This is a genomic window from Parvimonas oralis (assembly GCF_047608425.1).
Lineage (GTDB): Bacteria > Bacillota > Clostridia > Tissierellales > Peptoniphilaceae > Parvimonas.
Window position 1 is genome coordinate 47,195 of sequence record NZ_JBLKRS010000004.1, and the last position, 21,308, is coordinate 68,502.

A 21,308-nucleotide genomic window follows, 5' to 3' on the forward strand; every position below is an offset into this window, starting at 1 on the left:
TCGATTTATTTAATTATTTTTCTCTTCCAGCAAAATTAAATCTTCTTTTTTTAAAGTTATAAAAAGATTTTTTTCGTTTTCAACCTTTTTCCAAATATCCTTTGTTACTTCAACCCTTATGGATTTTCTTGCACCTTTTTTACGAACTAGGATTATATAAGTAAAGACATCTTCAATAACCTTATCTATTTCAACTTCAAATGAATTTTCATCTGATTTTACAAATTCAATAAAATGTGCACGCACTCCTAAAACTTTATGATTTTCTAAAATTTTATCTGAAGTATCGAGCTCAACATTCCAGTCTTTTGCAATAAGTCTATTTTCTGAAATCTTTTCAATTTCAGAAAAGTTTTTACAACCGGAAATCAGACAGGACGAAAAAGTTTTTGGATTTTTAAAAAGCTCTTTCTTTTTCATAAGCTCTTCGCTTTTACCTTTAGACATTACACAGATTTCTTTACAAAGTCTATATACTTCTTCCCTGCTATGAGAAACTAGAATTGTAGGAATTTTATATTTTCTTAAAACTTCAGAAACTTCCAATTCTATCTTCCATTTTAAATAGTCGTCCAATGCTGAAAAAGGCTCATCTAAAAGGATAATTTCCGGCTTGTTTATAAGTAATCTCGCAAGAGCAACTCTTTGCTTTTCTCCACCGGAAATTTCATAAATTTTCTTATCTTTTAAATGAGAAATTTTCATCTCTTCAAGTTTTTCCATAATTAATTTATCAAAATTTTCTCTTTCTCTTATACCCACTTTAATATTTTCATATACATTCATATTGGGAAAAAGGGCATAATCTTGAAATAAATAACCTATTTTTCTGTCTTTTGGTGAAATATTTATCTTTTTTTCAGAGTCGAATAGAACTCTATCATTTAATACAATTCTTCCTTTATCGGGTTTTTCAATTCCTGCAATACATTTTAAAGTAAGACTTTTTCCGCTTCCTGATGCTCCCAAAAGTCCCATTATTTCATTGTCAAATTCAAATTTCGTTCTTAAATTAAATTTTCCAAAATTTTTTTCAATATCAACATAAATCATAAATTACTCCAATTTTTAAAATTAATCTTTAACTGCTTTCTTTTCCAACATGTTTATAATTATAAGAACTGTAAATGAAATTACAATATTTACAAGCACCCATCTATAAGCCAAAGCATCATTTCCCGTTCTCCAAAGTTGATAAACGGTAGTAGAAATTGTTGCCGTATCTTTCGGAGTGTAGCCTGAAACCATACTTGTCGCTCCATATTCTCCCAAGGCTCTTGCAAAACTTAAAACAAGTCCCGCTAAAATACCCTGTTTACAATTAGGTAAAGTAATTCTCCAAAAAATCCAAGTATTACTCTTTCCAAGTGTTTGAGCAACATATTTTAAATTTATATCAAAATTTTGAAAAGAACTTCTAGCTATTCTATACATTAGAGGAAAAGTTACGACTACAGTTGCAAAGATTGCAGAATACCAATTCATAACAAGTCTTATTGAAAATTTTTCCAAGAAAAAACTTCCGATTGCACTTCTCGGAGATAATAATCTCAAAATGAAAAAGCCGATAACCGTCGGTGGTAATACTAAAGGAAGTGTTAAGATAACATCCAAAATTCCCCTTACAAATCTATTAAGTTTTGAAATATAATATGCCAAGAATATACCGATAAAAAAAGTTATCACGGAAGATATTAATGCAATTCTCAGCGAATTTAAAAGAGGATAAAAATCCATAAACACTTCCCTTTCATATTACTACTATTATTATTACTATTATTTACTTAGCCATTGTAAAGCCAACTTTTTCAAAAATTGCCTTACATTCATCGCCTTTTAAGAATTCTAAAAATTCTTTAGCTTCTTTAGAGTTTTTAGAATTTTTCAAAACTGCTGCAGGATATAAAACAGGAGTCTTAATCATTCCTTCTTTTGCAGTAGCTACAACTTCTAGTCCAGCTGAATAAGCATCAGTTGCATAGATTATACCGCAGTTTGCAACTCCTTCTTTAATCCAAGTTGTAACTTCTTTAACATTGCTTCCGAAAGTAACTTTCTTTTGAATTTCATCCCAAATTTTTAAGTTTTTCAAAAGTTCTTCTGAATATTGTCCAACAGGAACGTCAGAGTTTCCAAGAGCGATTTTAGAAATTTCAGCCTTTGTTAAATCTGTAAAATCTTTAAGTCCTAAAGAATTTCCCTTTGAAACTGCAAGTACAACTTTATTTTCCAAAAGATTAAATCTAGTTGCTTCGTCAATAACTACATTAGCTTCAGGAGTCTTTGACTTATCCAAAGCATTCATTTGCTTTTGAGCTGCTGAAATAAAAATATCCGCTTCAGCTCCTTGTTCGATTTGTTTCTTTAAAGTTCCTGAAGAATCAAAAGTATAAACTAATTCAATATCCTTATGTTTTTCTTCATATACTTTTTTGATTTGTTCCATTGTTTCAGTCATTGAGGCTGCACAAAAAACTGTCAATTTTTTCTTTTCTGTCTTTTCAACTGTAGTTTCTTTCTTATCTGCAGGTTTTGAAGAACAAGCAGTAAATCCAAAAATCATAGTTAAAACTAAAAATACTCTTAATAATTTTTTCATAAAATACTCCTTATAATATATTTGACTTTTAGTCAAATAAATTTTAACATTTAAAGAGAAGCAAGTCAATAACTATGGTTAAGTTGTTTCTAAAATAGTCGAACGATATTAGTAAAAATAACCGATGCGGATGTGGGGTTTTTAATAATTATATAAATTTTTTATTTTTTACTATATTTTTTCTACTATATTTATAAAGATAATTTGATGCCTATCTACTTTTAACGTCTAGCTATTAAACGAAGACTATTACTATATACGTCATCTTGAGCGAAGTGTAACGAAGTCGAAAGATCTCATACTTTTGCTTTAGCAAAAGTAAATGTATCGTAGATACATATAGAATTTTTAATTTTTATTTTTGACGCAAAGATTGTTCAAATCTTTGATTTGAGTACAATCGACTGTGGAAATCTCACACTTATTCTTGTTTACAAGAATAAGTAAATGTATCGTAGATACATATAGATATTTTAATTTTTATTTCTTTCAGAAATACTATTGCTTGATAGCAAGCAATAGTTGAGATCTTTCGACTACGCTCAAGATGACGTGTTGGGGGCTTTTCTTTGCAAAGTATTATGACGTGAACTATTTTGTTTCATATTATGTTTAAATAAAATTATATAAATTTTTTATTTTTTTTTATTATATTTATAAAGATAATTTGATGCCTATCTACTTTTAACGTCTAGCTATTAAACGAAGATAATTCCATTATACGTCATCTCGACCGGAGTGGAGCAAAGCGAAACGAAGCGAATCTAGCCCTAACTTTGCTTGTTTACAAGCAATAGTAGGTCTGACGCAAAGATTGTCCAAATCTTTGATTTGGTACAATCGACTGTGGAGATCTCATATATTTGCTTGTTTACAAGCAAATATAAATGTATAGTAGATAAACTATTGCTTGAAAAAAGCAAAAGAAAAGCAGACTCATTTGTCTGCTTTTCTTAATATCTAATTATTTACTTTTCGAATAAGAACATACCTGTTACAAATTGATTGTCATTAGGAACATCGTCTTTTTTTAAAGGTACTTCTTTTACTTTCTTTATTTCCGTTCCATTTATTTCATACTTTGCTAAAACCTCTTTATTATCTTCAAATATATGAAATACATATAGATAATTATCAACTTTGAACATTCTAGTTGCTCCCGAATCTAATTTGTGAAATATTTCTTCTCCCGTCTTTATGTTTTTAAAAGTAATTCCTCCACTACAAGGTGGTAAAAACTTCGCACTCCCTAGAATATAATAATCTCCTGAAATTTCAACATCAACAACATTCTTTGTCTGCAAATCGACTTTTTCAATTTCTAATGTATTCTCATCAAAAATATACATCATATATTTATTATCATCATTCTCGTCATTTGCAAAATAATATTTATTTCCTATTTTGCTTAGTCTATCAAATTTATATTGTTCTAGTTCAATGCTTTTTACAAGTTCCAAGTCATTATTATATACATACAAAAGTGTCTCTCCTATTTTACTTTCTTTAGTAAGATCGTCTTTAGCAGAAATTACAAATAAATGTTCGTCATTTGCAAAACTTAAAGAGATATACTCAGCTTTTAGTTCTATTGTTTTTTTCTTTCCATTATCCTTATTTGTTACAGTAATATAAGATATTCCATTTGAATTTGTCGTTCCAAAAACATTTGTCTTATTTTCAGCAATAGTAAATAGTCCAAAAGGTTCTACCTCATAAGTTTTATATGAAAAATCTTTTAAATTTACTTCTAAAATTTCTTTTCCATTATGCTTATACTCATGACCAATAACCTGTCCAAAATAAGAATCTTTATTAAAAGTAGTAGGATTTGCAAAATGACCTACATTTGTAAAAGGAAAATCTATATCTGTAATCAAATTCAAATCTTTATCATAACCTAGTATTGTTGTTTTTTTTGTAAAATTTGTAGTTTTGACAATTCCAAATAGAAGTTTACTTCTCTGTTCTTCTGTTATTTTTGGCGTATTTAAACTTTGATTAGACGTTTTATATCTCCAAAACAAAAATACTCCAGCAAAAACCACTAAAACTACCACTAAAATGGAGATAATTTTTCTTTTCTTTGTCATAAGCTCCTCGCTTTCTACCTAACGGTTAAAAATTATCCCTTTAAGTTTACAATTAATTTGTAAACTAACCAGCTTATGCTAAATATAGCATAAATATATTATTTTGTCAATTATTTTAACAATATTGTTTTGTGTTTTATTTTATGTTTGTTTTAAAATATTAAAACCGAAATATCGTCATATTTTTAAGCAAAAAATGTTTTTTATTTGTTGTATATATTTTAAGATAATAAATTTTGTAAATTAAGATTTATATAAGTATCTTGTGGGGCATATAATCAAAAGTAAATATATCGTAGATATATATTATGGATTTTTTCATAATAAGGTAGCTTTAGATTTACATAGTAATTTTATTTAACTATTTTTTGGTCCTTTGCAGGACTCACTATTATTTGTAAACAAATAATAGTATGAGATCTCCAGTACAATTTTATCTAAAGATACAATTGCTCCGTCAGACCTACTTTTGTTTAAAGTTAGGGCTAGATTCGCTTCACTTCACTATGTTCCGTTTCAGTCGAACTGTTGTTAGGGAAATTTCTTTGCAAAGTATTGTGCTGTGAATTATTTCTTTTTATCCAATATTATGTTGTGAATTTTTAGCAATAAAAAAGAGATAATTTTCATTATCTCTATCCTATTATATTCTTTAAGTAGTCTACATCTTTTATTAGTATTTTTTTCGTTTCGATTAACTCTATAACTCCCTTTGCATTTAGTTCTGCAAGTTTTCGAGTTACGGTTTCTCTTGTAAGTCCTGCAAATGAGCCCATATTTTCACGGCTTATATTTAATTCAAGTAAAATTCCGTCAATTTTTTTCACTCCAAAATTTCGAGCCAGACTCAAAAGAAGTGATGCAACTTTTACATCTGCACTGTTCTCTATAAGTCTTGTTACCAAATCTTCTGCATGTCTTATTCTTAAAAATGATTCTTCTAAAATCTTTATAGTAACTTTCGGATATTTATTTATAATTTTATCAAAACAGTCTTTAGAAAGAGAGATTACCATTGTATCTTCAATGGCTTGACCATAGTAAATATAACCAGTCTTTTTTATAAGATTAAGCCCACCGATAAAGTCATCTTTTTGATAGATATAGAGCATTTGTTCAATTCCGGAACTGCTTATCGTGTAAACTTTTATTTTACCGCTGGCTATTATATACATTGTATCTGCTTTATCTCCGGGTTTAAATAAAAATGTATTCTTTTTATATTTCATTATATTTAATTCATCTCTGAAAGTATCAATATTTTCTATAGACAAATCAGAAAAAATTTTTAAATCTTCTAAATTAATATCTTTCTTTTTCATTTAAACCTCCTTAAACCATTTTGTAATTTTTATTCTAACATTTATTATAAATAAAATCAACAAATATTCATATTTTTAATACAGTAAATTTACCACTTTTCATAAACTTGATTATAAATATTCCCTTTACAGTTTGAGTCTTAGTTAAGAAATTCCTATACTATTAGCTTGGTTTGTGGGAATGAGCTCAAAACTTCTTGAAAATAACAAAGCTACTGTAACAAACACAGCTTTTGACGAATAATATTGATATTAAAACCTCTTTATGCTAAAATAATTAAAAAAAGCTTTATAAGGAGGTTTTTTTATGGAAAATATTTTACAAGTAAAGAGTCTTACTAAAATGTTCGGACAAAATTATGCAGTAGATAATGTTGATATGAATATTAAACGCGGAGATATTTACGGATTTATCGGAAGAAATGGTGCAGGTAAGACAACTTTAATTAGAATTTTACTGGGTCTTTGTGAGAAAAATAGTGGTGAAGTAGAACTTTTCGGTTCAACTAATCTGCTTGAAGGAAGAGATAAAATAGGTTGTATTATCGAAAATCCTGCAATATTTCCAAAGATGACTGCTAAAGATAATATAATTGCTCAATCAAAAGTTGTAGGAATAAAGCTTAGTAATACAGAAATTGATGATTTACTTAAAACTGTTGGGCTTGATTCATCAATGAAAAAGAAAACTAAAGATTTTTCACTCGGTATGAAGCAAAGACTTTCAATTGCTATTGCACTAGTTGGAAACCCTGAATTTTTAGTTCTCGATGAACCTACTAACGGACTTGATCCGGAAGGAATCAGAGATATTAGAAATTTGATTTTAAGCTTGAATAAAGAAAAAAATATTACGGTTTTAATTTCAAGTCATATTTTAGGAGAACTTCATAAATTGGCAACAAGATATGGAGTTATAGATAACGGAAAACTTATCAAAGAATTTACCGCTAAAGAGCTTGATGAGAAAACCGAAGCAGGCTTTGAAATAAAAGTTAAAGAAGCTGATATTGAAAACATAGAAGAGTTTTTCAAAGAAAGTAATATAAATTATTCATTAGATAGAGAAAAATCTAAATTTACTATCTCCGGCGAAGAAAATTCCGATGAAATTCTAAAACAAATAACTGCAAGGGGTGTAATCCCTGCTTCTTATGGATTTAAGAATATTGATTTGGAAGATTATTTTATGGAACTTATAGGAGGTAAACATGAATAGAGTTTTAAATTATGATAAATATAAATTACAAAAAACTAAATTTTGGTGGATTTGTATATTAGTTGCAATAGCTATGAATACTATCGGTTTATTTGTAATGATAAATTTCGCATCAAGTTTAGGAATGTCAAATCTTCCATTTGCACAATATAGATCTATTACAAATCCTGTAACTTTAGTATTTTTAATAATTCCTTGTATATTTGTTGGAAATGACTTTAAAACAGGAACTATTAAAAATATTGCATCTAAAGGAATTAAAAGAGAAGAAATAGTAATTTCAAAATTGATTTGGAATTTCGTTTTGGCTATTCTTTTTATGATTTGTTCAGTAATTGCAGGATTAATAGTATTAATATTATTCTCTAAAACTTCAATAAAATCAAAAGATTTTGTAGAACTAATGAAATTAACAGGAATTGCAATTATTGCGCTTTGTGCCTTTGCCTCAATCGCTACTTTAATTAGCTTTTTAGTAAAGAGTTCAGGAGCTGCTATTGCAATTTCAATAGTTTTTACTTTATTTGGAGAATTATTCATTAACTTAGCTCAAATAATTTTTAAAATAAAAAATCTAGGAAAATTTTCCCCTACTTTTGTATCAACTATTACATCATCAGGAGCATCATCAAAATCAACGACAACTTTTATAATTTCAATGTTTGTATGGATTGTAGTTTGCTCACTTTTAAGCATCTATATCTTCAAACAACAAGATATAAAATAGTAATTAATTATTAAAAAATGCAGATAATATTTATCTGCATTTTTTGTTGTTTGCTTAATTTTCCTATTTATATAACAATACTCCAGCCGTTTCCTAAAATTAAATTTGATATTAGAAAAGCTAGTAAATTAGACAATATTACCATTGGAAATAGTATAAGTATTATCTCAACAAATCCAAAAATAAGGTAATGATCTCCTTTTTCTCCAAAAAAGAGACTGTAAAGATGATATTTAAAGTAGTATAATAGATTTTTTCCTTTACTATAATCTCCATATTTTTTAAAAAACCATAGCCAAGCCATCTCTCTAATATAAACCATAAGTCGATATGCCATAGTTACTGATATGATTATTCCAATAACAAATGTATATGAAAGAAAACTGTATTCAAAATATAATCGCATTAATGTTACATAAACAATTAAGATGATTTCTATAAGAAAAATCCATTTTATATATTTTTTCATTGTAAATTTATTTTCAACTGTAGATTCTTTTGCCAAAAACATCAAAATAACTACTAAAATAACTAAAACTATAGCTTTTATAATGCCCTCTGCTATTTCCATAATTTTCACTCCTTAAATGTCCAATCGTTAATTATAAGATAGTTCATCTTCTATAAATTTTCCGTCTTTAGCCTCATCAGGTATTATTATTTCTTCAACTTCATTGATTTCAGAATATTTTATTATAATTTCTTCATCCAAAGATATTGCCTCAACTCTTTTTCCATCTTTAAAATATGCAAATTTGGCTTTTATTTCACATTCTATCGGTAAAAATGTCTTTTTATCAATTATATATTTTACTTCAATTTTTTCAGGCAATAGCTGTTTTATTAATCTATCTATATCCGGTTGAATCAAGGTTGTAATTTTTGCCAAGACTTCTTTAACAGAAAGTTCACTTCCTGAATAATTAACTTCATAAAACAAGTCCTGTTCAGACACTTTCATTTTATTTTTAATGGAGTTTAAAAATTCTGTTACACTTTCAAAGTTTGTAAGGCTTATTCTACGGTTATACGATTGTCTAAACTTTTCGTTTATAACCTTCTTCCAAGTGTTAGTTTTTACATCTTCTATATAAACCGTATCGTCTGTAATATAAAATATATTATCTACCTTTTGTCCATTTCTTTCTTCATTACGACTAATTTTTACAATGGAAGGATTTGTAGTTATGGAGCTGTTTAAAGTTATAATTGCCTTTACATTTTGATCCGGATTTGTGAAATTTAGTTTAGTTTCTATTTTTGCATTTGTACTTTTTATTGATTTTGTGGCATTACTAATTTTATTAATTAAATCTTCATTTACAGTATTATCTCTATTAAACGAACAACCTACTGCTATAATAAAAAACGAAAAAATAGTTAAAAATACTAGAATTTTTTGTATTATCTTCATATCACACCTCCAAAAAAAATGCTAATTACATTTTAATATATCTTTAATAAAATGTAAATATAAGTTTTGAAGCAAAAATGCAGACATTTAGTCTGCATTAAATTATTTTTCTCTATTTTCTTCAATTATTTTGCATTTTTTACTTCATCAGGAATTGCTATTTCTTTAACTTGATTGATGTCGAAATAATTTGCTTTTATATCCATATCAAAGGATATTTCTTTGGTTCCTTGCGAAACCTTAACTGTTGACTTTATTTCACAGTCTGTTGGATAAAATGTCTTTTTATCAATTAGGTATTTTATTTCAAGTTTTTCAATTTCCATATTTTTAAGAATTTTTTCTGAGTTTTGTTGAGTTGAAATTATAGCTTTTTTCAAGGATTCTTTAGCTGAAGCATCCGTTCCTGAATAAGTAATTTCATAATTTGAACCCTTTTCTTCTACCTTCAAATTCTTTTCAACAGATTTTAGAAGTTCTATCATATTATTAAAATTAGCAGTATTTTTTCTGTCTTCAAATGCTTTTCTTAAATTTGCATCTTTAGCAGGTACCCACTGATTGTAAATATTTTTTATATATATCTTTTCTCCCAGCATATACATATTAATATCTCTGCTTTTCCCGCCTGTTTCTACTTTTCCATCTATTTTTACGACAAATGGATTTTCAGTAGCTTCTGCGTCCATTGTAACAGTTGTAACTATGCTTTTACCTGAAAGATTAACACTTAATTTACTTTCCACTTTTGACTTCGAACTCTTTACCGATTTCGAAGATTCGTCAATCTTCTTGACAATTTCTTCATTACTCATCTTACTATTTGATGAACAGCCTACTGCTCCAATAGAAAGAGAACAAAGAGCAAGAGCCATTAATATTCTTTGTAATTTTTTCATAATTAACCTCCTTAGTCAATGTGTAACTATATAGTAATATATTTTTAATTGCCTTTTTATTTCATTTCCGGAGCATTTTTAACTTCATCCGGTATTTTTATCGGTTCAACTTTATTTATATCAGAATAAGTTAATTTCGTTTCTGAATCAAATGACACAGAACCTTGCTCTTGTTTAACAGTAGCTTTTATCTTTATCTCACAATCTACCGGATAAAATGTAGTTTTATCAATTATATATTTTACTTCATAATTTTCAAGAGTCATATTTTCAAATGACTTTGCCAAAGTAGGTTGAATTGAAAGTGATGCTTTTTCAAGTACTTGTTTAGCTGTTTCGCCCTTTCCGGAATAAGTAACTACATAGTTTGAACCCTCTTCAACTATTGAAATATTTTTTTCTACAGCTTTAATTAATTCAGGAATAGTCGCTAAATTTCCAACATCTTTTTGTTTTCCGAAAACATTTTTGAAATTTCCATTTTTAATTTTATACCATTTTTTATCAAATGATGATTGAAAATACATATCTTCTTCATTAAAATACATATTGTATCCACTAGTTCGTTGACCAACTATAGTAGTCTTTCCTTCTAATTTAACTACAAGTGGTTCTAATGAAATTGTTGATTCAATTTCTGAATTACAAGTTGCTCCTTTTCCAAAAATATCACTTTTTACTTTGCTTTGAACTTTAACTTTTGTGCTTTTTACTGCTTTTGAAGCTTCTAAAATTTTATTTGAAAGTTCTTCAGCTGATATTGTATTTTCTTTTTTTTGATTATTATTTGTATTATTATTGTTATTATTGTTATTATCACTTTTTGATGAACAGCCTACTGCTATAAAAGAAACTGAGCAAATAGCAAGAGCCATTAATATTTTTTTTATTTTTTTCATAATAACCCCCTAAATCAATGTGTAAGTATATATTAATATATTTTTTTAAAAAAGTAAAGACTTAAAATATTCAAAAAAAATGCAGATAAACTTTCATTTATCTGCATTAAAATTTCTTTAATTAGCTTTATAGTCTTTTGCATTTTTAACTTCATCAGGAATTACTATTTCCTTAACTTGATTTATATCAGAATACTTGATTTTCATTTCCATATCAAATGATATAGTTTGACCGGCTTCTGAAACTTTCATTCCTGTTTTAATTTCACATTCTGTTGGATAAAATGTCTTTTTATCTATAACATATTTGATATCCAGCTTTTCTATTTCCATATTCTTAAGTGCTTTTGCTGCATCCGGTTGACTTGAAACCATCATTTTCTTCAAGGCTTCTTTAGCTGAATCGTCAATTCCTGAATAAGTAGCTTCGTAATTTGAACCCTTTTCTTCTACTTTTATATTTTTTTGCATTGCATTTAAAAGTGCTAATGAATCATTGAAATTAGCTGAATTTTTACGTCCTTCCAATGTTTTTTTAAGATTTTCATCTTTAACATGCATCCACTCTTTAGTTAACATATTTTGAATATACATATTTTCTTCAGTAATGTACATATTCATATCAAAACTTTGTCCAAGAGTTTCTGTTTTTCCGGTAATTTTTACTGTCAACGGTTCTGAAATTGCCTCTGCTTCCATTGTTACAGATGTAACATAATCTTTTCCACCAAGATTAAAACTTACTTTACTTTCAACATTTGCTTTTGAGCTCTTTACTGATTTTGAAGCTTCATCAATTTTCTTAACTATTTCTTCATTACTTAGTTTTCCACCACCATTTGATGAACAGCCTACTGATGTAATAGAAAGTGAAAAAAGAGCAAGAGCCATTAAAAATCTTTTAATTCTTTTCATAAAAACCCTCCAAATAAATATCTAACTATATTTTAATACTTTTATAATAAAAAGTAAAGCTGTAACAACAAATTTAAACTTTAAAAGCTGAAAAATCTCTTTGTATTATTGTTCATTTATTTCATACACTTTTTTATTAGCCAATGCTTCATCAATAAGTCTATCCACATCTAAAAGAGATAAACTGTTATTTATATCTTCAATCTTCGGTTTTGTTACCGGATGTTTTGGTAAAAACACGGTACAACAATCCTCAAAAGGTAAGATACTAGTTTCATAAGTGTCAATCATTCTTGCAATGTCAATGATTTCAGTTTTATCCATTGCAATTAAAGGTCTTAAAATTGAAATTTCAGTAGATTTATCCACAACTGTAATTCCTTGAATAGTTTGACTTGCAACCTGTCCAAGACTTTCTCCTGTAATTAATGCATGATAATTTTGTTTAATAGCAAGTTTTTCAGCAATTTTCATCATAAAAATTCTGCCTAGAATAGTAATTTCTTTTTCAGGGCATTTACTAGCAATTTCCTTTTGAATAGGTAAAAGATTTATGCTTGTCATTGTAAATTTTCCAACATAATTTGAAAGTATTTTTGCAAGGTCTTTAACTTTTTCCTCTCCTCTTTCACTTGTAAAAGGATAGGAATGAAAATGTATTGCTCCAATTTCCATACCTCTTTTACCCATAACAAAACCAGCAACGGGGCTGTCGATTCCACCTGAAAGAAGCAAAAGTCCTCTTCCACTTGAGCCTATTGGAAGCCCACCAAAGCCCTTATATCTCTTTACATAGACATAAACATATTCTTTAACATCTACGAAAATTGGCATTTGTGGATTATGAACATCAACCTTTAAAAGATTTCCAAAATTTCTAAGTACAACTCCTCCAAGCTCTCTTGAAAGTTCAGGAGATTTTGGAGTAAATTTCTTATCAACTCTATTTACAAAAACTTTAAAAGTCTTTTCTTCATTTATTCCTAAATCACTCACTAAAACTCTTGTCGCCTCTCTTATATTTTCAAGCTTTTTTTCAGTTCTTAAAACTTCACAGATATAAAAAATTCCAAAAACCTTTTTTATTTGTTCAATCATTTCGTCAAAAAGCTCTCTATCTGCCTTTATATAGACTTTTCCCTGCTCCTTGTAAAATTCTTCAACTTCAAAATCTGCTATCGCCTTTTTTATCTTTCTTATTATTCTATTTTCAAAATCTTTTCTATTATCTCCTTTTAAAGTCAACTCTCCAAAGCTAACACTGATTAAATAATCCATTATCTTCCTCTTTTCATAATCATTCTAATTTCATTTACATACTTTTCTAAATTTTCAATAAAAATTTTAATTTCTTCTTCTGTATTAAACTCGGAAAGAGAAATCCTTACAACTCCGTCATTATATTTGTTGTCAAGACCTATCCCGTCAAAAGTTCTGCTCTTTTTACCCTTACTACAAGCTGAACCGGTTGAAATATAAATCTTTTCACTCTCCAAGAAATGTAAAAGCACCTCACTTCTGATATTTTCAAAAGCGACTGTTACAATATTTGGAACTCCGTCTTTAGTAGTTAAAAATTTGTGATTTTCAATTTTTGAAATACCTGAAATCAGAATATCTCTTAAATTTTCCAAATGTTTTTTTCTATTCTCAAGATTTTCATACATAAATTCAGTAGCGACTTTTAAACCCATTATTCCCGCCACATTTTCCGTTCCTGATCTAAAGTCTTTTTCCTGACCTCCACCCAAAACAAAAGGTCTTAAATTTATATTTTTATTTACATATATTGCACCAATTCCCTTTTGAGCGTGAATTTTATGTCCACTCAAAGTTAAAATATCAATCTTTGATTTTTTTACATCAATATTTACTTTTCCGAAAGCCTGTGCAGAGTCAACATGAAAAATACATTTCTTATTCTTTTCCTTAATAGCTTTTCCAATGCTTTCAACATCTTGAATAATGCCAAGCTCATTATGAACATAGGCTATTGAAACTATTTCAGTATTTTCATCTACGAGATTTTTTACACTCTCAATGTCGATATAGCCTAATTCATCCAATTTTAAAAATCTAATCTCTTTTTTCTCTTTTAAAAATTTATAGACATTAAAAACGGAAGAGTGTTCTATCTCCGTTGAAACAATATTTTTTCCCTTTGCACTTGAAATAGACCCAAAAATTGCAGTATTATTACCCTCTGTTGCGCAGGAATTAAAAAACACCTCTTCAGCTTTGCAATTTATATGTTTTGCGATAACCTCTCTACAAGAATTTATATCTTTTGAAACGGAATATCCGAAATCATAAAGAGATGACGGATTTCCGTAATTTTCTTTTAAATATTTTACCATAATATCTATAACTTCATCGCGAACTTTCGTAGTCGCGGCATTATCTAAATAAATCATAAAAACTCCTTAAAAAACTCATTTCACTATCAATATTTTAATATAAATTCAAGAAATAAGCAACAAAATATTTATAAAATTACAATATTGAAGAAAAACTGTTTGAATTTAATAAATTAAACTATTGCTTTTTGAGAGATTTGTGTTATGATATAAATATAGGATAATAGTTTGATGATTATTTACTTTTAACGTCTAGCTGTAGAACAAAGATTATTCCTTTATGCGTCATTTCGACCGAAACGGAACGTAGTGAAGTGAAGTGGAGAAATCTCATACTTTTGATTGTTTACAATCAAAAGTAAATGTATCGTAGATACATTTAATATGCAAATTTCGTACTAAATTAGTCTTTAGGTGATTTACAAATTTTATCTAATTGTTTTATTTCTAAGTCCTTTACAGGACTTACTATTATTTGTAAACAAATAATAGTGTGAGATCTCTCCACTCCGTTACACTACGGTCGAGATGACGTGTTAGGATATATCTCTTTACAAACTGCTATAACGTGAATTATTTTTATTTAAACTCACAAAAACCTTAGATAAATACTTAAAGGAAAATAAAAACGAATAAATTTATTAATTGAAAATTAGAGGAATAAAAAATGAAAAGAATGAGTACAGGAGATTTATACAAATCATTTTTAGTTGTATTGTTTTCCGGTTTTATAATTGGATTTTTAAATTTACTAAATGTGAATAAATTTTATATTACTATTATAGCTGTAACTTGTATTTGTATAAGTTCCTACTTAGTATTTTTTACCAAAATAGGAAAATTTAAAATATTTAGAAATAAATATTTTGAAAAATACTATGAAAATTATATTATATCCGGAAAGCTCTTGATTTTAGGGATTATATTTTTCGTTGTATATATCAAAAATACAAATGGATTTTCTCTATTAGGAGTAATTTTTATACTGATAGGTTTAATCTTTCCTTATTTTTCAAGAAAAAATTGGGATAATAATCGGAAGTAAATAATTTAATAAGTGCCCGAAAGGTCACTTTTTTATAAAAGACTATATAAAAAGCGACTACTTTTTGTAATCGCTTAAATACTATTTATTAAAAAGGATGATAAAATACAGCGCTATCCTCCAAATGAATAGCTCCTTGAGATTTATAAAAATCATATGCCGAAGAATTTATTAAAGTTGTAAAAAATGCTCCGGAAACTCCCAATTTTTTCAATTCTCTTATAGCATCACCATATAACGCTTTTGCTATTCCCTGTTTTTGAAAAATCGGATCAACGAACAGTTCATCAATATAATATGTTTTCCCATCATTAAAAGTTTGTACATGTCCTAATATGGCTCCAACCGGAACACCTTCTTTTATGGCAATAAGCCCATAAAAATGTGGAAAATCAAAAATATTGGTTAAAGAAATTCTAACACTTTCATCTGTCCATCTTTGATTCCACTCACTCTCATTAAATGCTTTTTTAAAACTCGGAATAAGTTTCTCTAAATCTTCTTTTAGAACTTTTTTTATTTCCATATGCTACCTCTTTTTATTGATATTCTATATCGTTTTTTATAATTATAACATTTCTTTTTAAGTTTTTCAATAAAATTTTAAGTATAAAATAAAACCGTCTTCTCAATAAAAGCTATTATTTACCTGCTTTAATAAATCATAAAATTCTAAAAAACTCATTACATAAAAAAAGTGGCTACATCGTAACCACTTTTTAAATTATCTTTTCTTATTTATTTTTTCTCTTTTTACCAACAACTACTGCCATTCCTAAAGAAGCAACTGCTATTGCAACAAGTCCTAAAACATTTGAATCAAGATTTGTCTTTACAAGTCCTTTTCTCTTCTTAGGAGGTTGTTGTCCTGGTTGTCCCTGTTCTTCATTTTTAGCATATTCAACTGCATAAACTGAGAAGTGTGTTGTCTTAAACATTACTTTAGTATCATCTTGAGTAAATTCAATATTTTCAAGATTTCCTTCGTTATTTACATAGTGAACCGCCTTTGCTGTCTTTCCTGTAGCTTTTACTATTGAAACATTGTATTCGCCTTCAGGAACATCAACCTTATTACCGTCTTTATCAACAAAGTAAATGTCATATATATCAGAGTCAGAATCTTTTAACTTTTCAACTGAATTTTTATCTTTAACTTCAGCTTTTAGAGTCCAATCTTCTTGTAAACCGTAACCTGAAACTGTAACTTTATTATCTTTATCAGTTAATGTTACTAATTTTTTGATATTTACAACTTCTTTAACTTTGTCATTTGCAACTGTAATTTCAAAAGTTTCTCTATCTACTTTATATCCTTCAGGAACTTCTATAGTAACTTTATATTTACCATTTGGAATATCTCCGTGGAATACTTTTTTATTAAATTTACTTTGTGTTAATTCAGTTTTTTCCTTTGAATCAACATTTTCAAGAGTTACTTTTATTCCTTCAGGAAGCTCATCCAAACCTTCAAAAGAAACATTTACAACATCTTTTATAGTTTCTTTTGTCTTAAAGATTACTTTCTTCGGTTTGTTTTCTTCAACTGTAAATTTAATTGTTTTTGTTTCAAATGTTAAAGAATCATCACTTGTAGTAATTTCAGCAGTATACTCTCCAACAGGTAAAACAGTCATTTTAGCTCTATGGAAATTAACTCCTGTAAGTTTTCCGTCATCATCCTTTATTGGAGATTCATAAACTTTAGTATAAGTTTTGAATTTATCTATATTAATTACATTTCCATCTTTATCTTTGATTACATAAGTTGCACCAGGACCCATATAATCCTCAGCATAGTCTTCTATTTGTAATCTGATATTAACTTCTCCATGTCCTGCCGGAATTTTTTCTTCTTTTTGTTTTGTTTCCAAAACAAGATCTTTAGTTTTATCTTTTTCAGCAGTTATGCTGTTCATTTGTGGAGTCAAAGGTTCATATATATCAGGAATTTGAGCAATGTAGAATGTATATGCTCCCGGAGCAACATTTACTAATCCGTTAGAATAGTTATAATTTCTCATTGGATTCCAGTTTGTTCCATCATTAACCCAAACATCTTGTTTCCAATTGATTTCAATTGGGAACATATTTAAGTTTTCAGAACCTTCAATATGTTTTCCTTCAAAGTCTTTATAGTTTGTTACTTTGAATATAGGTCTTATGTTAGCTCCTAAATCTTGTGGTTTTTGTTCTTGTTCAACATAAGTTGATCCATCTAAATTAAGTGAAGAAATATTTCCTGCATGGTCAAAAGTATGAATAGAAATATTCTTATGTTCTACTCCATCAGGAATTTCAAAAGTACCGTCATCTTTTGGAAGTATCCATTTAGTATCTCCATTTGAATCAATATATTTTAAGAATGTTTCTTCAACACCACTTAAATTATCTGTAATTTCAGGTTTGTAAATTTTTCCTTCAACCTTTGGTTTAGCAATTACAGGAGCAGTAACGTCGATTTTTACGTCGAATTCCAATTTTTGTTCGTTTTCAACAGCAGCGCCCGGAACTTCAGAGTTTGCTGTTATTACATATTTGTATTTTCCTTCTGGAAGAGCAGTACCATCATTCTTTACTCCATTCCAGAAAGTTTGATCTATAATATTGGATCTTTCAGTACCATCACTGTAGTTATTGCTGTTTTTATAAGCATAACCTGAACCATTTTCATAAACAAGATTTCCATTTTCATCATAAACTTTAGCTTTAATATATTGTGTATTTCTATAGAATACACCTTTGAATGCAACAAAGTCTTTGTTATTATCTCCATTTGGAGAAATTGCTAAATTATCCTTTGAGAATGAAACATTTCCTGCATTGAAACCTAGAGGAATTTCACCTTTACTTCCAACAAAATTATATTGTTCTCCCTTATCTCCTTTCCATTGTTTTCCTCTTGCATAAGGATTATTTTCAACTGTTACAAGAGATGTAACATCTCCTGTGTAAGTATTTCCTTGTAGCATATACATAGGAAGTGTTTTGCTTAAATCAAATTCATAAACAGGTTTTTCCCAAAGAGGTACATTAGCCCATTTTCCTTTAAATCCACTAAATGCTATACTAACTTCTTTTGTATTATCTTTTGCATCTTCAAAGAATACAAAACCTTCTAAGAAGTAACCATTAGGCATTTTTTCACTTAATTTTTTATTATGTTTACTTGCATCAACTGTTATTTTAACATCTACTGAACCATTAGCAGGAACAGTGATTTCTTTTCCTTGAATTGTCTCTAAAGTATTTGTCTTTAAAGTAAATTTTCCGTCAGCAACTGCATCAGTACCTAAAACAGTCTTGTATTTTAAAGTTCTTGGCTTATTTCCAATATTAACAACTTTTAAATTAATATCGAATTTGCTATCAACATCATTTAATCTAACTTTTGGATTATTGTTGCTATCAACTACATAAAGTTCGCTGGATGTAGCTTTTTCAACATTTACAGCACCCGCACCTTGTTTTCTAGGAGAAACATAATTTTCAGTTCCTTTTTCCTTAACAGGATCTGCTGTACTCATCATTAGAGCTTTAATAATGTCATATTCTTTATCTCCCTTAATTTCAGGATGTCTTTTATTTAAACTTTCTCTTACAAGAGCTACAGCACCTGCAATATGAGGAGTTGCCATTGAAGTACCACTCATAGTTGCATATTTATTATTATTTATTGAAGAATAAATAAGTCCACCCGGAGCTGTTATATCCGGTTTAAAAGATCCGTCAGATGCCCAACCGTAAGATGAGAAATCTGTTAATTGTCCACCGTCAGCATAAGGGATTGCACTTAATTGTCTTGTAAATTTAACTTCTTTATTAATATTTTCAATAATTTTCTTACCTGCAGAATTTCCTATAAATACAGATGGAATCTTTACGTCTGTTATTTGATCTCCAAATGCCATACTTATAAGGTCATCTCCACCATCTTCATGGTTGTAGATTATAACCCCTTTTGCTCCTTTTTCTCCGGCTAATTTAATCTTATCTGCAAAAGTAGCTCCACCTCTTTTTACTAAAACAACTTTATCTTTAACATCCTTGCCGTCATAGTCGGAATCTTCATTTCCAAGACCTGCTTCAACTACATTGTATTTTGCAAAATCTTGACCGTCAGGTATAAAGTTCTTTTCAGGAACAGGATCTCCGTTATCATCATAACCAGGGAAATAATCTCCTGATTTTAATACTCCTTGAACTCCTTCGATGCTGATTGTTCTAACTCTTTCAACATCAGTATACATAGCAGCAACAGTTAAAGCATCTTTTGCAACCCCAGGTTGTCCAACTGTACCATAGTCAGGATTTGTTGCAGGAGGATTAGCACTAAATGCACCGAAATGTCCGTCATTACCGGCAGCGATAGCTACGATAACACCCATCTTTCTTGCATAAGCTATAGCTTTATCCATAGCTTTTCCAACAGATGCAACAGAACCGTTAGGAGCACCTAAACTCAAGTTTATACTGTCTGCTCCAAGTTTTACAGAGTCTTCAAGAGCTTTTGCATAAATATGAGTATAAGTTGATTGTCCTTGGAAAACTCCCATAAAAATAAGTTGTGCTTCTGGAGCAGTTCCTATTATTTTTTCTTTTTTAGTTGTTCCGTCTTCTTGAGTAAATTCAGATTCTTTTTCCGGATTACCTACTGAAATACCGGAAACGTGCATTCCGTGAGATTCTTCTCTCATTTCTTCTTTTACATTTTCTCCATTTGTACTATAGTTATGAGCATAAACAACTTTGTCAGTTCTCCAACTACCATAACTAATTCCGGCTTCCTTCATCTTTTCATCCATAGAAGCCTTACTTGGATATTTTCCTTTTGTTACATCAGAAACCCTTAAGATGTCGTGCTTTACATCAACACCTGTATCTAATACAGAAACAACTCTACCTTGTCCATTGTATTTCTTTCTAAGTTCGTCTGTAACCTTCATTAGATTGTTTGAATCTAAACTTCTTTTCTTTCTCTTGGAATTAAATTCTTTTTCAGATTTTTTAACTGTAGGTTTTAAAAATTCATTTGAAACTTCAACTGACTCAACAGAAGCCATTTTTGAAATTTTTTTGATATTTTTAACCTTAGTTTTTAAAGCAATTCCGGCAAATAATAAGTCATATTCATAATATGTTTCATAACTTATATCAGCCTTATCAAGTTCAGCTTTAAAAGCATTGATTAAAGCTTTACTTTTAGCTTCCCTAGCTTTTTTTCCTTCTGCAGTTTTTAAACTGGCAAAATCTGCTTCGGAATCTTCTTTTAAAACTACAATATAAGTTTTTTCTTCATTTTCATTTTCTTTAAACTTATCTGTAGTTTTTGTAATTTTTGGAAATTTATTAACTTTTTCATTAGCAAAAACAGCACTCGTGCTACTTAATAATAATGAAAACGTTAATAGTAGGGTTAAAAACCTTTTCTTCATCGAAAAACCTCCTTAAAAATATAATAAATAAATATAATATAAAGAATATTACTTTAACAGTATAACATATTTATATACTTTTGTACATACTGTTTAAAGTAATATTTTCAAAAAAACATTGAAATTTAATGGATTTTTATATAAACTAAAAATATTTAAAAAAAAGTAATAAAAAATTAGGGAGCATTTTTAAAAATTTACTCCCCATTCTTAGTTACTGAACCTAATTTCTAAAATAAAATATTAGCCTTATTGTGAAACAACAAGGTTCCCGGGTACCCGCCCGATGTGAAGCATCGTGGAAGGGTGGGGTTTTTATTGCGAAGCAACAAGGTTCCCGGGTACCCACCCGATGCGAAGCATCGTGGAAGGGTGGGGTTCTTA

At 28.6% G+C, this 21,308-nt stretch carries 17 protein-coding genes; 3 read left to right on the forward strand and 14 right to left on the reverse strand.

All coding sequences use genetic code 11. The features are described from left to right. Positions 1-9: 9 nt before the first annotated feature. From ACMX2D_RS05495 to ACMX2D_RS05515, 5 genes are all read right to left on the reverse strand, one after another. Positions 10-1,053: a sulfate/molybdate ABC transporter ATP-binding protein gene (locus ACMX2D_RS05495; protein WP_414973054.1), complete on the reverse strand. Its 1,044-nt coding sequence runs from the start codon at positions 1,051-1,053 to the stop codon at positions 10-12. Positions 1,054-1,074: 21 nt separating this feature from the next. After that, positions 1,075-1,737, reverse strand: a complete 663-nt coding sequence (gene modB / locus ACMX2D_RS05500; protein WP_414973055.1) for a molybdate ABC transporter permease subunit — start codon at positions 1,735-1,737, stop codon at positions 1,075-1,077. 43 nt (positions 1,738-1,780) lie between these two features. Continuing rightward, positions 1,781-2,599: a molybdate ABC transporter substrate-binding protein gene (gene modA, locus ACMX2D_RS05505; RefSeq protein ID WP_414973056.1), complete on the reverse strand. Its 819-nt coding sequence runs from the start codon at positions 2,597-2,599 to the stop codon at positions 1,781-1,783. A gap of 968 nt (positions 2,600-3,567) precedes the next feature. Then, positions 3,568-4,692, reverse strand: a complete 1,125-nt coding sequence (locus tag ACMX2D_RS05510) for a hypothetical protein (protein WP_414973057.1) — start codon at positions 4,690-4,692, stop codon at positions 3,568-3,570. A gap of 635 nt (positions 4,693-5,327) precedes the next feature. Next, entirely contained in the window at positions 5,328-6,014 is a 687-nt protein-coding gene (locus ACMX2D_RS05515) for a Crp/Fnr family transcriptional regulator (RefSeq protein WP_009448090.1), read from the reverse strand. A gap of 307 nt (positions 6,015-6,321) precedes the next feature. On the opposite strand from ACMX2D_RS05515, the gene ACMX2D_RS05520 reads away from it, so the two are divergent. Then, a complete protein-coding gene (locus ACMX2D_RS05520; protein WP_414973058.1) occupies positions 6,322-7,233 on the forward strand; it encodes an ATP-binding cassette domain-containing protein in 912 nt (303 codons plus the stop codon). Beyond that, on the forward strand, positions 7,226-7,960 hold the full coding sequence (locus ACMX2D_RS05525) for an ABC transporter permease (RefSeq protein ID WP_414973059.1): 735 nt from the start codon (positions 7,226-7,228) through the stop codon (positions 7,958-7,960). The genes ACMX2D_RS05520 and ACMX2D_RS05525 overlap by 8 nt, the downstream gene beginning before the upstream one ends. Positions 7,961-8,027: 67 nt before the next feature. On the opposite strand, the gene ACMX2D_RS05530 is transcribed toward ACMX2D_RS05525, so the two are convergent. From ACMX2D_RS05530 to ACMX2D_RS05560, 7 genes are all read right to left on the reverse strand, one after another. Then, the gene (locus ACMX2D_RS05530) at positions 8,028-8,531 is read right to left on the reverse strand and encodes a hypothetical protein (protein ID WP_414973060.1); all 504 of its coding nucleotides are present in this window, start codon (positions 8,529-8,531) and stop codon (positions 8,028-8,030) included. A gap of 27 nt (positions 8,532-8,558) precedes the next feature. Next, positions 8,559-9,374, reverse strand: coding sequence for a DUF6612 family protein (locus ACMX2D_RS05535; RefSeq protein WP_414973061.1), 816 nt, complete (start codon positions 9,372-9,374; stop codon positions 8,559-8,561). A gap of 125 nt (positions 9,375-9,499) precedes the next feature. After that, a complete protein-coding gene (locus ACMX2D_RS05540; RefSeq protein WP_414973062.1) occupies positions 9,500-10,273 on the reverse strand; it encodes a DUF6612 family protein in 774 nt (257 codons plus the stop codon). 56 nt (positions 10,274-10,329) lie between these two features. Continuing rightward, the gene (locus ACMX2D_RS05545) at positions 10,330-11,172 is read right to left on the reverse strand and encodes a DUF6612 family protein (RefSeq protein ID WP_414973063.1); all 843 of its coding nucleotides are present in this window, start codon (positions 11,170-11,172) and stop codon (positions 10,330-10,332) included. 117 nt (positions 11,173-11,289) lie between these two features. Then, positions 11,290-12,087 (reverse strand): DUF6612 family protein, encoded by a 798-nt coding sequence (locus ACMX2D_RS05550; protein WP_414973064.1) that lies wholly within the window; start codon positions 12,085-12,087, stop codon positions 11,290-11,292. Between the two features lie 105 nt (positions 12,088-12,192). Beyond that, on the reverse strand, positions 12,193-13,365 hold the full coding sequence (gene thiI / locus ACMX2D_RS05555; protein ID WP_414973065.1) for a tRNA uracil 4-sulfurtransferase ThiI: 1,173 nt from the start codon (positions 13,363-13,365) through the stop codon (positions 12,193-12,195). Next, positions 13,365-14,501 carry a cysteine desulfurase family protein gene (locus ACMX2D_RS05560; protein WP_414973066.1) on the reverse strand — a complete coding sequence of 379 codons (1,137 nt, stop codon included), beginning with the start codon at positions 14,499-14,501 and terminating at the stop codon, positions 13,365-13,367. The genes thiI and ACMX2D_RS05560 overlap by 1 nt, the downstream gene beginning before the upstream one ends. A gap of 610 nt (positions 14,502-15,111) precedes the next feature. Here ACMX2D_RS05560 and ACMX2D_RS05565 point away from each other — a divergent pair. Next, the gene (locus ACMX2D_RS05565; RefSeq protein WP_414971681.1) at positions 15,112-15,489 is read left to right on the forward strand and encodes a hypothetical protein; all 378 of its coding nucleotides are present in this window, start codon (positions 15,112-15,114) and stop codon (positions 15,487-15,489) included. 88 nt (positions 15,490-15,577) lie between these two features. Here ACMX2D_RS05565 and ACMX2D_RS05570 read toward each other — a convergent pair whose 3' ends face one another. After that, on the reverse strand, positions 15,578-16,015 hold the full coding sequence (locus ACMX2D_RS05570; protein ID WP_414971680.1) for a GNAT family N-acetyltransferase: 438 nt from the start codon (positions 16,013-16,015) through the stop codon (positions 15,578-15,580). Between the two features lie 208 nt (positions 16,016-16,223). Next, positions 16,224-20,924, reverse strand: coding sequence for a S8 family serine peptidase (locus tag ACMX2D_RS05575; RefSeq protein WP_414973067.1), 4,701 nt, complete (start codon positions 20,922-20,924; stop codon positions 16,224-16,226). Between the last annotated feature and the right edge of the window lie 384 nt (positions 20,925-21,308).

Bases quoted from the DNA above. Each gene is read 5' to 3' on its own strand.
- ACMX2D_RS05540 (WP_414973062.1), bottom strand. From the start codon at position 10,273: ATGAAAAAATTACAAAGAATATTAATGGCTCTTGCTCTTTGTTCTCTT.
- ACMX2D_RS05570 (WP_414971680.1), bottom strand. From the start codon at position 16,015: ATGGAAATAAAAAAAGTTCTAAAAGAAGATTTAGAGAAACTTATTCCG.
- ACMX2D_RS05560 (WP_414973066.1), bottom strand. From the start codon at position 14,501: ATGATTTATTTAGATAATGCCGCGACTACGAAAGTTCGCGATGAAGTT.
- ACMX2D_RS05515 (WP_009448090.1), bottom strand. From the start codon at position 6,014: ATGAAAAAGAAAGATATTAATTTAGAAGATTTAAAAATTTTTTCTGAT.
- ACMX2D_RS05575 (WP_414973067.1), bottom strand. From the start codon at position 20,924: ATGAAGAAAAGGTTTTTAACCCTACTATTAACGTTTTCATTATTATTA.
- ACMX2D_RS05510 (WP_414973057.1), bottom strand. From the start codon at position 4,692: ATGACAAAGAAAAGAAAAATTATCTCCATTTTAGTGGTAGTTTTAGTG.
- ACMX2D_RS05495 (WP_414973054.1), bottom strand. From the start codon at position 1,053: ATGATTTATGTTGATATTGAAAAAAATTTTGGAAAATTTAATTTAAGA.
- ACMX2D_RS05530 (WP_414973060.1), bottom strand. From the start codon at position 8,531: ATGGAAATAGCAGAGGGCATTATAAAAGCTATAGTTTTAGTTATTTTA.
- ACMX2D_RS05535 (WP_414973061.1), bottom strand. From the start codon at position 9,374: ATGAAGATAATACAAAAAATTCTAGTATTTTTAACTATTTTTTCGTTT.
- modA (WP_414973056.1), bottom strand. From the start codon at position 2,599: ATGAAAAAATTATTAAGAGTATTTTTAGTTTTAACTATGATTTTTGGA.
- ACMX2D_RS05520 (WP_414973058.1), top strand. From the start codon at position 6,322: ATGGAAAATATTTTACAAGTAAAGAGTCTTACTAAAATGTTCGGACAA.
- ACMX2D_RS05550 (WP_414973064.1), bottom strand. From the start codon at position 12,087: ATGAAAAGAATTAAAAGATTTTTAATGGCTCTTGCTCTTTTTTCACTT.
- thiI (WP_414973065.1), bottom strand. From the start codon at position 13,365: ATGGATTATTTAATCAGTGTTAGCTTTGGAGAGTTGACTTTAAAAGGA.
- ACMX2D_RS05545 (WP_414973063.1), bottom strand. From the start codon at position 11,172: ATGAAAAAAATAAAAAAAATATTAATGGCTCTTGCTATTTGCTCAGTT.
- ACMX2D_RS05525 (WP_414973059.1), top strand. From the start codon at position 7,226: ATGAATAGAGTTTTAAATTATGATAAATATAAATTACAAAAAACTAAA.
- ACMX2D_RS05565 (WP_414971681.1), top strand. From the start codon at position 15,112: ATGAAAAGAATGAGTACAGGAGATTTATACAAATCATTTTTAGTTGTA.
- modB (WP_414973055.1), bottom strand. From the start codon at position 1,737: ATGGATTTTTATCCTCTTTTAAATTCGCTGAGAATTGCATTAATATCT.